Origin of the sequence: Pseudomonas sp. YL2, from assembly GCF_023063025.1 — a bacterium.
In the GTDB taxonomy this organism is placed as follows: Bacteria; Pseudomonadota; Gammaproteobacteria; order Pseudomonadales; family Pseudomonadaceae; genus Aquipseudomonas; species Aquipseudomonas putida_A.
The window spans coordinates 124,928-139,102 of record NZ_JAJSLU010000005.1; the positions used below are offsets into that span (position 1 = coordinate 124,928).

Genomic DNA, 14,175 nt, shown 5'->3' on the forward strand with positions numbered 1-14,175 from the left:
TTTTCGTCATGATCACAAATTTTCTTCATGGGGCCAGCAGTGCTTGAAATCCGTCATCTGAAAACCCTGCACGCCCTGCGCGAGGCCGACAGTCTGGTCGATGCCGCCGACCGCCTGCACCTGACCCAATCGGCGCTGTCGCACCAGTTCAAGGAACTGGAGGAGCGCCTGGGCATGCCGTTGTTCGTGCGCAAGACCAAACCGGTGCGTTTCACCAGCGCCGGCTTGCGCCTGCTGCAACTGGCTGACGCGACCCTGCCGCTGCTGCGCGCCGCCGAACGTGACATCAGTCGTCTGGCCGGGGGTACCGCCGGGCGTTTGCACATGGCGATCGAATGCCACAGCTGTTTCCAGTGGCTGATGCCGACCATCGACCAGTTCCGCGACGCCTGGCCGGAAGTCGAACTCGACCTCGCCTCGGGCTTCGCCTTCGCCCCTTTGCCGGCACTGGCCCGCGGCGATCTGGACCTGGTGGTGACCTCCGATCCGCTGGACATCGCCGGCATCACTTACGTGCCGCTGTTCACTTACGAAGCGATGCTCGCAGTCGCTAACCAGCACCCGCTGGCGAGCAAACCGTACATCGTTCCCGAAGACCTGCTGACTGAAACGCTGATCACCTATCCGGTGGAGCGCGATCGGCTGGACATCTTCACCCGCTTCCTCGAACCGGCCGACATCGAACCGGCGCAAGTGCGCACCTCGGAGCTGTCGGTGATGATGATGCAACTGGTCGCCAGCGGCCGTGGCGTCTGCGGCATGCCGCACTGGGCACTGCATGAATACAGCTCGCGCGGCTACGTGAAGGCCAAGCGCCTGGGCGAGAAGGGTCTGTTTGCCACGCTGTACGCGGCGATCCGCGCCGACATGCTCGATGCGCCGTACATGCGCGATTTCCTGCTGACCGCCAAGGACACCTCGTTCTCGACACTGGATGGGGTTAGCGCGGTTCGTTGAATTGCATATGCCAGCAACCCTGTGGGAGCGGGCTTGCTCGCGAATGCGGTGTCTCAGTCACAGGGATATCAACTGACCGATTGCCTTCGCGAGCAAGCCCGCTCCCACAAGGGCTCAGTGAGAAATCAGAGTTGTCGCCACATGTGAATCTTGTCGAAGTAGTCTTCGCCGACCCGTACCGCCAGCGGCTCCAGTCCGAACTGGATGAAGCCGCAGCGCTGGTACAGCTTGAACGCGGCGTCGTTGCCAGCGGTGACGGTCAGTTGGATCAGTTTCAGTGCAGGATGGGTGTGTGCTTCGGCGATGGCGGCCTGCACCAATGCATGGCCCAGACCGTGCTGACGAAAATCGGCTGAGACGTACATGCCGAACAAGGTCGACTTATGGCGGGCCTTCTCTCGTGGCTCGAAAGCCAGGCCGACGATGCCGGCCAGTGTGCCTTCCTCGAACGCACCGAGCACCACGTCGAGCTTGCTGGTCAGCCGCGCTTCCCACCAGCTCAGCGGCATCACCGCGCGCTCGCGCACGCTGGAGGTGAACGCCTGCGGATGCCGGTCGTAGGCTTCGAGCATCAGCTCGCGGTAAGCCAGGGCATGACTGGCGTCGAGGCGTTCGATCCACATGCTCAGGCCGTCCTGCGTTGTTCAAGCATCAGACGCACCGCCAGACCGGCGAGTACAAATCCCATGAAGTAACGCTGCAGCGCCAGCCATGTCGGATTGCGCACGAACCACGACGCAATGCCCGCCGCGAACAGCGCGATCAGCAGATTGACGCTGAAACTGACGCTGATCTGGGTCAGGCCAAGAATGATGCTCTGGGTGAACACAGAACCGTGTTCGGGGCTGATGAATTGCGGAAACACCGAGAGGTAAAACACGGCGATTTTCGGGTTCAGGGCGCTGGTAAGAAAGCCCATGGTGATCAGTTTGCGCGACGAATCCGCCGGCAGTTGCTGCGCTTCGAACGGCGAGCGTGCGCCGGGTCTGACCGCTTGCCAGGCCAGCCACAGCAGATACAGCGCACCGGCCCACTTCAGCACTTCATAAGCCAGCGGCACCGCCAGAAACACTGCGGTCAAACCGGCGGCCGCGGCAAACATGTGCACGAAAAATCCCGCGACCACACCGAGCAACGAGGTGACTCCGGCCTTGCGTCCCTGACAGATCGAACGCGAGATCAGGTAGATCATGTTCGGCCCCGGCGTCAGTACCATCAACAGCGCGGCGGCGGCGAAGATCAGCAGGTCTTGAAGCGGGATCATGGCAATGTCCTTTGCGTGAATGATCAGGCGAGCGCCGTCAGTGATCTGCGATAAAACGGCAGGATCAGGTCGCGTGTCAATGGCGCCAGAACCACAGCAGGATCAGTGGCGGGATCGATCCAGATCACTTCCTCGATTTCGGCCGCGGGCGTCACATCGGCGTCGATGGTCAGCTGAAAAATCTCCGCTTGCACGACGAATCCCGGCTCGTTGGCTGCCGGCGCCGAGAACTGGCCAAGGAAGCAGGCCTGCGCCGGGTCGATTTGCAGGCCCAGCTCTTCTTCCAGCTCGCGGGCCAGTGCGTGCACCGGCAACTCATGCGCTTCGATCTTGCCGCCCGGTTGCATGAACGCCGTGGTGCCGCGCTTGCGCACCAGCAGGGTCTGGCCTTCGGCGTTGAGCAATAGCGCAGCGGCGATACGGATGAGTTTTGGAGCGACAACGGATGCAGAGGTCATGGGTCAGCCACCGGCCTGGAAAAACCGCAAGGATCCCATGCCCGGGCTGATTCAGTCACCTCACAGGTCACTCCCCCTGAGCCTTGAGCGCGGTTTCATCCTCCTCGGGCAGCTTGACGAATATCTTGTATTTGCCGCCCTCCATGGCTTCGAAGGCAATCAGCTTTTCCACCAGCAGCGCGCTGAGCACCTTGCCGGCGTTGAGCAGCAGCATGCCGTTATCGGCATTGAGATTACGCGCCAGAATCATCCCTGCCGCCAGGTCCCGGGTGGTCAGCACCTTGACCGACGGGTCGGCCAGGGTGACGTCGCCCAGAAATGCCGCGCACACCTGAATGAAATCTTCGACCAGCTCGGGATCATACAAACGCCCGGCGTACTGCCGCAGATAGAGCAACGCTTCGTCGCTGTTCAAATGCCGTTCGAGGATCAGGCCGCGTTGCAACTCGACGAAATCCACCGCCAGTTTCAGCAACCGCGACCCCAACGGAATCGCCTCGCCCTTGAGCCGGTCAGGAAAACCGCTGCCGTCCCAGCGCTCCTGGTGATGCAGGATCAGACGGGCCGCGTCCTTCATCGGGTCAAGCGTCATCAACAGCGACTCGCTCTGCTTGGGGTAGCTGCGATAACGCTCGCGATCGGTGTGACGCAGCAGATCCGAAGGCGTGGTCATCATGCCATCGGTCCAGCTCAGTTTGCCGATGTTGTACAGCGCGGCGGCCATGGTCAGGTCGCGGCTGGTGGCCTCGTCCAGACCATGCTGTTTGCAGTAGCTGCGCACCAGTTCGATGATCTGCCGGTTGGTCTGCTTGGCAGGCGGCAGACGCAGATTGGCCAGCAGCGAGAACACTTCGGTGCCGGTGACATAGCTGTGTTTGAGTTCTTCGTAGGCCAGATCGAGCATGTCGGCGGTCTGCTGCAACTCGGCGGTACGCGCCGCGACGTGCTTTTCCAACGTGCTGTTGAGCAACTTGAGCTGGTCGTTCTGCACCCGGGTCAGGCGCTCCAGACGTTGGCGCTCCTGCTCGGAATGCTGATGTTCGAGGGCCTGGCGCAGGATCAGCAGCAACTCCTCGTCATTCCACGGTTTGCTGATGTAGCGGTGAATCTGCCCGTCGTTGATCGCCTTGATGATTGCCGACGGGTCGGCATAACCGGTGAGCATGATGCGCACGGTCGCCGGATAGCGTTGGCGGACATGCGCCAGTAACGAGGCGCCATCCATGTTCGGCATGCGCGCATCGCTCATCACCAGATCCACGGGCTGTTGCTCCAGCATCTCCAGCGCCTGGGCACCGCTGGTCGCCAACAGGACGTCATAGGGTTGTCCCCGCAGCAGACGACGCAGGCTGTTGAGGATCGATTCCTCGTCATCGACCAGCAACACCTTGGGTCGATGTACCGGCAAAGGGGCGGATTGCTCTTCCATGGCTTGGCCTCAAGAAACAGGGTTAACGACACATCGACCGACCGCCTCACTGGCCCGCGCCTGAGTCCAAGGCTAGATGATTTTTGACTGCATTCACGCAAATCTTCGCTCACAGGCCACGGCGTCGCGCTGGGACGACTATGCTGAACACGGCGCAATACTCCATCGGTCGAACCGACAAGTTGCGAGGGAAAAGGATGCCCCGGATGACACCCGCCAGCGGCCTCATGGGCGGCGCGGCATGAACCAGCCAACAGCGCAGATCAATCGTCGGGTGCTTATCGTCGACGACAGCCCGTCGATTCATGGCGATTTCGCCAAGATTCTCTGCCCGCTCGTCCCCGCTGACGACGGCCTGGGCGAAACCGAGAATCTGTTGTTTGGCACCCCGTCCGCGACACCGTCCCAGCATTTCGAGCTGGACTCGGCCTTTCAGGGCCGCGAAGCGCTGGAAAAACTCGAAGCCGCGCTGGCTGAAAACCGCCCCTACGCCATGGCGTTCATCGACATGCGCATGCCGCCAGGCTGGGATGGCCTGGAGACCATCGAACGGCTGTGGCAAGTCGACCCCAAGCTGCAAGTCGCGCTGTGCACGGCGTATTCCGACTATTCCTGGGAAGACATCGACCAGCGTCTGGCACTGAATGACCGCTTGCTGATTCTGAAAAAGCCGTTCGACGCGATCGAGATCCGGCAGATGGCCAGCGCGCTCACGGTCAAATGGCAGATGACCGAAGACGCCGAGCTGAAAATGAACCAACTGGAACAGGCGGTTCAGGAGCGCACCCGCGAGCTGTCCGACGCCAACATGATTGTGCAGAACAGCCCGACCATCCTGTACCGGCTGCGCGGCGATCCGTCGTTTGCCCTGATGTACATCTCCCACAACATCACCCGCTACGGCCATGTCGCCGCTGACCTGCTGCGCTCGCCCAACTGGGCGCAGGAACTGATTCACCCGGACGATCAGGCCAGCGTCGATGCCGCCATGGCCCGGGTGCTGGATCGGCATGCGTCGGGCGCGTCGATCGAGTTCCGGATGCGCACCGGCCAGGGCACCTGGCGCTGGGTGGAGAACCGCTACATCCCGGTGCGCGATGATGACGGCCGTCTGCTGGAAGTCGAAGGCATCATCCTCGATATCACCGAACGCCGCGTGGCCGAGGAAAAACTGGCGTTGCTGGCCCGCTCCGATGGCCTGACAGGCCTGGCCAATCGCGCCACGCTGATCGAACGCCTGCATCAGGCCTTCGCCGCCGCACGTCGGGGGGCCGCGCCGTTTGCGGTGTTTTATCTGGATCTTGACCACTTCAAGCGGATCAACGACACCTTGGGCCACCCGGTGGGCGATCTGCTGCTGCAGGAAGTCGCCCGCCGCATCAAATCAGGCGTGCGCGAAAGCGACGTGGTGGCGCGCCTGGGCGGCGATGAATTCGCGATCCTGCAACTGGACGTCAGCGATCCGACCCAATCAGCCGCCATGGCGGCCAATATCCGCGATACGCTGCTGGCGCCCTACAACCTGGCCGGCAATGCGCTGCACATTTCGGTGAGCATCGGCATCAGCAGTTACAGCGGGCTCAGCCTCGACGCCGACAGCCTGCTCGGGCAGGCCGACATGGCGCTGTACCGCGCCAAGGAAATGGGGCGCAACCAGTATCACTTCCACTCCGAGGACATCTCGCGGGAAGTGGCCGAACGCATGACCCTGGTCGACGAATTGACCAGCGCCCTTCAGGGCAATCAACTGTTGCTGCATTACGCACCGGAGATTGACCTGCACAGCGGCAGGATTCTGGGCATGGAGGCGCAAATCCTCTGGCAACATCCGCGCCTCGGCCTGCTGCCGGCCTCCGCTTTCGTACCGATAGCGGAGAAAACCGGCGCGATCATTCCGCTCGGACGCTGGGTACTGAATCACGCCTGCCACCAGATGCACCTGTGGCGAAATGACGGGGTCGCCCCGCCAGTGATGGCGATCAAGATTTCCCTGGCACAGCTCAAAAGTGGCCCCGAACTGATCTACGACGTTCTGCGCACCACCGCACGCTGGGAACTCGCCCCCTGGGACCTGCGATTCGATGTCACCGAAGCCACGCTGGCCCAGACCAAGTGGACCCACAACGATGCATTGCCGCGCCTGCGTGAGCTGGGCGTGGCGATTGCCATCGATGATTTCGGCACCGAATATTCCTCGTTCGATTACCTGAAAACCTACCGGGTCAATCACCTCAAACTGGCCCAGAGCTTTATCGCCAGCGCGTCCCAGGATGCGGCCGGAGCCAACGCCCTGCGAGCGATCGTCAATTTCGCCCGGGATCTGGACATCGGCATCATCGCCGAAGGCCAGACACCCCTGAATCGACCCGATGTGCCCCATGCCGAAGCACCGCTGCCCAGCGCACAGGGGTTGTATTTCAGCGAAGCGGTCAGCGCCGAACAGGCGGGCCGGTTGCTCCGGGACGTGCCCCGCGCGGCGCCCTCCCCCAAGGAGGATGAGGCATGAAAACGGCCTTCCCCCAGACCAACCGGCGCATCCTGATCATCGATGACACGCCAGCGATTCATGAAGACTTTCGCAAGATTCTGGCCCCGCAGGCGCAGGACGACGTCGACTTGCATCAGTTGGAGCAGACACTGTTCGGCACCCGTCAATCGCCGCACCTGACCTTCCAGCTCGATTCCGCCTATCAGGGCCAGGAAGCCCTGGCCCTGGTCAAACACGCGCTGGCCAGCGGCAACCCGTATGCTCTGGCGTTCATCGACATGCGCATGCCACCGGGCTGGGATGGCCTGGAAACCATCGAGCAGCTGTGGCGCGTCGATCCGAACCTGCAGGTTGCCCTGTGCACGGCGTACAGCGATTACACCTGGGAGGCGATGGCCGAACGGCTGGAATTCGGCGACCAGTTGCTGATCCTGAAAAAGCCGTTCGACAGTCTGGAAATCCGCCAGATGGCCAACGCCCTGACCTGGAAATGGCAACTGGCGCAGGACGCGGCGCTGAAGATGCTCAGCCTTGAGCAGACCATCGAGGCGCGGGTTCACGAATTGCTCAAGGTCTCGCATCTGTTGCAATACGACAGCCTCACGGAGCTGCCCAACAGCACCCTGCTGGGTGATCGCCTGAGTCAGGCCATGGCTGTCTGCCGGCGCCATGACAAGCAACTGGTGGTGATGTTTCTCGGCCTGGATCGCTTCAAGCGCATCAACAACGCGTTGGGCCATCCAGCGGGCGATGAAATGCTCAAACGCACCGCCCGCCAACTGCTGTCATGCGTGCGTGATTCCGACTCGGTGTTTCGCTATGGCTCGGACGAGTTCGTGGTGATCCTCGGCGACATCAACCATCCCCAGCAAACCCACGGCGTCGCGGAAAAACTGCTGGCTGCCATTCGTCTGCCGCAGACGATAGCCGGGCATGACGTCAGCGTCACCGCCAGCGTCGGCATCAGCGTCTACCCCGATGACGGCCTCGAAGCCATCGAGCTGATCAAAAAAGCCGAGACGGCGATGCGCAACGTCAAGGAGCACGGCCCTGACAGCGTTGGCTTCTTCATCGAAGCCATGAACCAGCACGCCCGCGAGCAGCACAGCATCGAGTCGGGCATTCGCCGCGCTCTGCACGAGCACGAGTTTGTCCTGCACTATCAGCCGAAAATCGACCTGCGCAGCGGCATCGTGGTCGGCGCCGAAGCGCTGATACGCTGGCAGAAACCGGGACACGGCTGGATCTACCCGGCGGAGTTCATTCCGGTGGCCGAGGACAGTGGACTGATCGTACCCTTGAGCAAATGGGTACTGGGCGAAGCCTGTCGCCAGACCCGCGCCTGGCAAACAGCCGGTCTGCCGCCGATCCGCATGTCGGTGAACATGTCACCCATCGATTTTCGCCAGCGTGACTTCGTTGCGGGCGTCGAACGCGTGCTTGAGCAGACAGGCCTGGCCCCTGACTGGCTGGAGATCGAGATCACCGAAGGTGTGCTGATGCAGAACGTCGAAACAACGATGGCAGCGCTCAATCGTTTGAAGGCGCTGGGCACCCGCCTGGCCATCGATGACTTCGGCACCGGCTATTCCAGCCTGAGTTACCTGCGCCGGTTTCCGATTGATGTGCTGAAGATCGACCAATCGTTCATTCGCGGCCTGTGCAACGACAGCAATGATGCGGCACTGGTCAGCGCCATCATCAGCCTGGGCAAGAGTCTGGGGCTCAACGTCATTGCCGAAGGCATCGAAACCGCCGAGCAACTGGCGTTCCTCAAGGCCCACGACTGCGAAGAAGGTCAGGGCTACTTTTTCAGCAAGGCACTGCCGGCTGACGACTTTGCGCACTGGCTGGCCAGCGCAGCCCCGCCACCGTGGACGGCGCGATGAACGCCTCGATACCGGCCTTGAGTCAAGGAGACGATTGCCGATGAACCTGTTCCGTCACGCCATGGCGCTGCTGCTGTGCGGACTCTGCGCCGGGGCCAGTGCCGCCCCGCTGGACGAGCCGCTCAAACCGTTGCCCGCCGTGCCACAGCAGGACGCCCGGCGCGTGGAACTGGGACGTCGGTTATTCCACGAGCCACGCTTGTCGATCAACAACACACTGTCCTGTGCCAGTTGCCACCAACTGGACAAGAACGGTGCCGACAGCCGGGCGCTCTCGCTGGGGTTCGACGGCAAACCGGTGGCGGTCAATACACCGACCGTGTTCAACGCCAGCCTCAATTTCCGCCAGTTCTGGGACGGCCGCGTCGAGACGCTGGAAGAACAGAGCAATGTCGTCATCACCAGCCCCCATGAAATGGGCAGCGACTGGAGCACGGTCGTCGAGCGGATCGCCAACGACGCCGATTACCGCCGCGACTTCGCTGCCACCTACCCGGACGGCTTGACCAGAGCCAACATCCAGCAAGCGCTGGCCAGCTTCGAGCGCACGTTGCTGACCCCCTACTCGCGCTTCGATCAGTACCTGCTGGGCAATACCGACATCCTCACGCTGGACGAAAAATACGGTTATCAGCGCTTCAAGGAGTACGGCTGTATCTCCTGTCACCAAGGGGTGAACATCGGAGGCAACATGTTCCAGAAATTCGGCGTGTTCGGTGATTACATTGCCGATCGCGGCAACCCGACCGTGGCTGATCAGGGTCGTTTCAACGTGACCGGCGACGAAGCCGACCGGGCGGTGTTCAAGGTGCCGAGCCTGCGCAATGTCGCGATCACCGCACCGTATTTCCACGACGGCTCGGCGCCCACCCTCGAACGGGCCGTGGATGTGATGTTCCAGTATCAGTTGGGGCGCATGCCCAGCGAAGAGGACAAACGGCTGATCATGCTGTTTCTCACAACCCTGACCGGCCAACGGGAATACAAACCATGATCAACATCTCGCGGCGACGCAGCCTGCTGTTGCTGACCCTGGTCGCCCTGGCACTGGCCTCGATCCTGCTGTTTCTGTACTTCAAGTCCAGCTCCGGCCAGACCATGACGTACACCGAGTCGCGGGATCTGATCCGGCAGATCAAACAGCAGAACTCACTATGGGAAAACGAGATCCTCAAGGCCAGGGTGGCACTGACCCACAACTACGATCCGTTGGTGTCACCGATGAACGAGATGAACCGGCTGTGGGCGCGCTTCGACGCAATCGAATCCGGTCATGGTCGCAGCGACTCGGCGCAATGGAACGAAGCTCACGAGGGTTTTCTGCAGGCGATGCAGGAGAAAACCCGTCTGGTCGAACAGTTCAAATCGCACAACGCGCTGCTGCGCAATTCCCTGGCCTTTTTGCCCACCGCCGAAGACGACATCCAAGAGCAGCTCGCCAACCTGGCGGACCTGGATAAATTACAGCTGCAGAACATCACCACCGACACCTATGACCTGCTGCTCAGCGCCTTGGAATTCGCCCAGGTCACCTCCGACGACAGGGCCGCCGACATCGAGGTCGGCCTGAACAAACTGAAGATCAACGCCCAACGCCTTCCGCCGGCGTTTGAAGCCCCGATCAAGATCATGAGCAATCACATCAGCCTGATCGCTCGCGAGCAGCCACTGGTCAATCAGTTGCTCGAAAGCATCGAAAACATTCCCGTGGCCGAGCGCCTGGACACCCTCACCACCATGCTCGATCGCGATCAACAGCGCGTCGATCAGGTCGACCGCCAATACCACTTCTATCTGCTGCTGTTCTCGGTGCTGCTGATGTTGTCGCTGGTGTGGCTGGCCATCCGCCTGATCGGCAGTTTCGCCGAGATCAATCGGGTCAATACGGCCCTGCAAACCGCCAACGATGCACTGGAGCAACGCGTCGAGGAGCGCACCCGGGAACTCAAGAACGCCCAAAGCGAGCTGCTCGACGCTGCACGTCAGGCCGGCATGGCGGAAATCGCCACCAACGTGCTGCACAACGTCGGCAACGTGCTCAACAGCGTGAACATTTCCAGCGATCTGATCGCGCGCAAGCTGCGCAGCAGCAAGACCCAGGGCCTGGGCAAGGCGATGCAACTGATCAACGAGCACCCGCACGACCTCGGCGCCTTTCTCAGCGAAGACGCCAAGGGCAAATTGCTCCCCGGTTATCTCAACCAGTTGGTCGGAGCCATCGCCCAGGAACAGCAGGAAATGATCGACGAATTGAACCAGATGAACAAAAGCGTCGATCACATCAAGGACATCGTCGCCACCCAGCAATCCTACGCCGGCGCCAACAGCATGACCGAGCCGCTGTTTATCAACGAGCTGCTCGAAGATGCGTTGCGCATGAACGCCGGGGCCCTGACCCGGCATCACGTCACGGTGGTCAAGGAGTACGCCGAGGTGCCGCAGGTGATGGGCGACAAACACCGTTTGCTGCTGATCCTGATCAACCTCATCAGCAATGCCAAATACGCCATGTCTGACCTCAGCAACCGCCCCCGCACCATGACCCTGGCGGTAAGAATCGTCGATGACAACTTCCTCGAAATCAGCGTCAGGGACGACGGCGAAGGCATCGCGCCGGAAAACATGACGCGGATCTTTGCCCACGGTTTCACCACCCGCAAGGAAGGTCACGGCTTCGGTCTGCACAGCTGCGCGCTGGCGGCCATCGAGATGAACGGGCACCTCACCGCGCACAGCGACGGACCGGGCAAAGGCGCGCTGTTCACCTTGCAGATCCCCCTGATCAGCGTCACGGAGAACGCATGAGCGAGCTGTCGAACCGCCGCATTCTGCTGATCGACGACATGCCGTCGATTCATGAAGACTTCCGCAAGATCCTCGCGCCACCGGCAGCACAGTCAGTGGAACTGGACGAGATGGAAGCAGCACTGTTTGGCGCTCAGGTTCGCGCCGAACGTCCGCCGTTCGAGCTGGACTCGGCCTACGGCGGCGAGGAAGGTCTGGGCAAACTGATGCAGGCCTTGCAGGAACAACGCCCTTACGCGCTGGCCTTCGTCGACATGCGCATGCCCGACGGCTGGGACGGCGCGAAAACCATCGAACACCTGTGGCAGCAGGATCCGCAGTTGCAGGTGGTGGTGTGTACCGCCTACTCGGATTATTCCTGGGATGAACTGCTCGAACGTCTGCAAGCGCATGACCGATTGCTGATCCTGAAAAAGCCGTTCGACAACATCGAAGTGCAGCAGATGGCCAACACCCTGCTGACCAAATGGCAGATGACCGAACGCGCCTCGTTGCAGATGCATCATCTGGAACATCTGGTCGACCAGCGTACCGCGCAGTTCAAGCAGGCCAGCGAAGAACTGCAGCGCGAAATAGATGAACGCAAGCAACTGGAAAGTCAGTTGGTGCAGTCGGAAAAGCTTGCTTCATTGGGGCAAATGGCGGCCGGCGTGGCCCATGAAATCAATAACCCGATCGGCTTCATCTCCTCCAACCTCGGCACCCTCGACGGCTACTTCAACCAATTGTTGAGCGTACTCGATGCCTGGCAGACGCTGGGCCCCACGCCGGACAGCGAATCCGTGGCCCGACTTGAACAACTGCGCAAAGACGCCGATCTGGATTTTCTGCTCGAAGACATTCCGGTGTTGATCCGCGAATCCAAGGAAGGCATTGGCCGGGTCGGACAGATCGTCAAGGATCTGAAGGATTTCTCCCGGGTCGATACCCATCAGCAATGGCAGTGGGCCAATCTGCAACAAGGCATCGACTCGACGCTGAACATCGTCGCCAGCGAACTCAAGTACAAGGCCGATGTGATCAAGGAATATCAGCCACTGCCGGACATCGAGTGCCTGCCCTCACAAATCAATCAGGTGATCATGAACCTGGTGGTCAACGCGGCGCAGGCCATGGGGCCCGAGCGCGGCACCATTACTTTGCGTACCGGGCAGCAGCAGGACACGGCCTGGGTGGAAGTCGCGGATACCGGCGCGGGGATCGCGCCGGACATCCTGCAGAAAATCTTCGATCCGTTTTTCACCACCAAACCGGTCGGTCAGGGCACCGGGCTTGGCCTGTCCCTGTCCTACGGCATCGTGAAAAAACACGGTGGCGACATTTCAGTCCGCAGCGAACCGGGCGTGGGCACAACCTTTCGCATCGAGTTACCGATGCGCCAGAGCCGACCCGCAGCCTGAGGTGTCTCAGGTCGCTTCCTGAAAATCCATCTCCGGCGGCTGACGACGAAAGCCGCCCGTGAGCACCGCCAGATACACCACGCCAATCGCCAGCCAGCTCAGGCCCAGATACACCGCCAGGTGATCCAGGCTGACCATCAGCCACAAGTCCGCCACCAACCCGATGAACGGGAAGATCAGAAACAGCACCAGCTCACGCGGGCCTTTTTTCTCGCCGCCGATCCAGTAGTGAAAGATCACCGACAGGTTGACCAGACTGAACGCCAGGAACGCGCCGAAGTTGATGAACGAAGTGGACGTAGTCACGTCGAGTTTCAGCGCCAGCAACGCCACCACTGCACACAACAGGATGCTGTTGACCGGTGTGCCGAAGCGCGCATGCAAGGTGCCGAAAAACGACTTGGGCAACACGCCGTCGCGGCCCATCGCAAACAGCAGGCGCGAACCGCTGGCCTGGGCCGACAATCCCGAGGCGAACTGGCCGACGATCAGGCCGATGAGGAAGATCGAGACGAACAGATCGCCGCCGATGTTGCGCGCAATTTCATAGGCCGCCGAGTCGACGCTGTCGAACTGGAATGACGGGTGGGCGATCTGCACAAAGTACGACACCCCGACGAAGATCAGCCCGCCAATCAGCGTGATCAACATGATCGCCCGTGGAATGGTGCGGCGTGGGTCGCGGGTCTCTTCGGTCAGCGTGCTGACCGCGTCGAAACCGAGGAACGAATAACAGGCGATGGCCGCGCCACTCATGATCAGCGGCATCTGCATGTCGCCATTGAAGAACGGTTTGATCGACCACAACGGCGTGCGCGCATCGCCGCCGACGTAGTGCACGCACAACGCGACGAAAGCGATCAGCACCAGAAATTGCACCAGCATCAGCAAGGCGTTGATGCCGTTGGCCAGTTTCAGACCGATGATGTTGATCGCGCTGGTGATGCCGATGAACGCCAGTACCCAGATCCACTGCGGGATCGACGGGAAGGCCGAAGCGAGGTACGCCGCGCCGATCAGCCAGATCGCCATCGGCAAAAACAGGTAATCGAGCAGCACCGCCCAACCGGCGATGAAGCCGAGCTTGGGGCTGATCGCCTTGCGCACGTAGCTGTAAGCGGAACCGGCGACCGGGAACGCGGCGGCCATGCGCCCGTAGCTCATGGCGGTGAAGAACATCGCCACCAGTGCCGCCAGATACGCGGCCGGGACCATGCCGGCGGTGGATTGCGCGAGAATGCCAAAAGTGCCGAGGACAATGATCGGCGTCATGTAGGCGATGCCGAACAGCACCACCGACCCTAATGAAAGGGTGCGTTGCAAACGAGCCATGGGCGACTTACTCCGAATGTTATTGGATTTATGGCAGAGCCGAGTTCGGCGAATATTTCGGGTGTGGCTTTGTTGTTTTTTGGATCAAGCAGGTGTGTTGTCTGGACTGGCCTCTTCGCGAGCAAGCCCGCTCCCACAGTGACCGCGTTCCCC

At 61.1% G+C, this 14,175-nt stretch carries 11 protein-coding genes; 6 read left to right on the plus strand and 5 right to left on the minus strand.

Going from position 1 to position 14,175, the window contains the following annotated elements; all coding sequences use genetic code 11:
• Window positions 1-39 precede the first annotated feature (39 nt).
• Window positions 40-957 (plus strand): transcriptional regulator MetR, encoded by a 918-nt coding sequence (gene metR, locus LVD08_RS09795; protein WP_007968856.1) that lies wholly within the window; start codon window positions 40-42, stop codon window positions 955-957.
• Between the two features lie 125 nt (window positions 958-1,082).
• On the opposite strand, the gene LVD08_RS09800 is transcribed toward metR, so the two are convergent.
• From LVD08_RS09800 to LVD08_RS09815, 4 genes are all read right to left on the minus strand, one after another.
• A complete protein-coding gene (locus LVD08_RS09800; protein ID WP_097086070.1) occupies window positions 1,083-1,580 on the minus strand; it encodes a GNAT family N-acetyltransferase in 498 nt (165 codons plus the stop codon).
• A gap of 2 nt (window positions 1,581-1,582) precedes the next feature.
• Window positions 1,583-2,221, minus strand: a complete 639-nt coding sequence (locus tag LVD08_RS09805) for a LysE family translocator (RefSeq protein ID WP_096795594.1) — start codon at window positions 2,219-2,221, stop codon at window positions 1,583-1,585.
• Between the two features lie 23 nt (window positions 2,222-2,244).
• A complete protein-coding gene (locus LVD08_RS09810; protein ID WP_247268027.1) occupies window positions 2,245-2,679 on the minus strand; it encodes an NUDIX hydrolase in 435 nt (144 codons plus the stop codon).
• A gap of 67 nt (window positions 2,680-2,746) precedes the next feature.
• Entirely contained in the window at window positions 2,747-4,108 is a 1,362-nt protein-coding gene (locus LVD08_RS09815; RefSeq protein ID WP_247268028.1) for an HD domain-containing phosphohydrolase, read from the minus strand.
• Between the two features lie 241 nt (window positions 4,109-4,349).
• Between LVD08_RS09815 and LVD08_RS09820 the strand changes: the two genes are divergently transcribed.
• The 5 genes from LVD08_RS09820 to LVD08_RS09840 are packed head-to-tail and all read left to right on the plus strand — an operon-like array spanning window position 4,350 to window position 12,690.
• The gene (locus LVD08_RS09820; RefSeq protein ID WP_247268029.1) at window positions 4,350-6,614 is read left to right on the plus strand and encodes a GGDEF/EAL domain-containing response regulator; all 2,265 of its coding nucleotides are present in this window, start codon (window positions 4,350-4,352) and stop codon (window positions 6,612-6,614) included.
• Window positions 6,611-8,485 (plus strand): putative bifunctional diguanylate cyclase/phosphodiesterase, encoded by a 1,875-nt coding sequence (locus LVD08_RS09825; RefSeq protein ID WP_247268030.1) that lies wholly within the window; start codon window positions 6,611-6,613, stop codon window positions 8,483-8,485. The genes LVD08_RS09820 and LVD08_RS09825 overlap by 4 nt, the downstream gene beginning before the upstream one ends.
• A 40-nt stretch (window positions 8,486-8,525) precedes the next feature.
• Window positions 8,526-9,479 (plus strand): cytochrome-c peroxidase, encoded by a 954-nt coding sequence (locus LVD08_RS09830; protein WP_247268031.1) that lies wholly within the window; start codon window positions 8,526-8,528, stop codon window positions 9,477-9,479.
• Window positions 9,476-11,290, plus strand: coding sequence for a DAHL domain-containing protein (locus LVD08_RS09835; RefSeq protein WP_247268032.1), 1,815 nt, complete (start codon window positions 9,476-9,478; stop codon window positions 11,288-11,290). Before LVD08_RS09830 ends, LVD08_RS09835 begins: the two co-directional genes overlap by 4 nt.
• Entirely contained in the window at window positions 11,287-12,690 is a 1,404-nt protein-coding gene (locus LVD08_RS09840; protein WP_247268033.1) for an ATP-binding protein, read from the plus strand. The genes LVD08_RS09835 and LVD08_RS09840 overlap by 4 nt, the downstream gene beginning before the upstream one ends.
• 6 nt (window positions 12,691-12,696) lie before the next feature.
• On the opposite strand, the gene LVD08_RS09845 is transcribed toward LVD08_RS09840, so the two are convergent.
• On the minus strand, window positions 12,697-14,022 hold the full coding sequence (locus tag LVD08_RS09845; RefSeq protein WP_247268034.1) for an APC family permease: 1,326 nt from the start codon (window positions 14,020-14,022) through the stop codon (window positions 12,697-12,699).
• Window positions 14,023-14,175 lie beyond the last annotated feature (153 nt).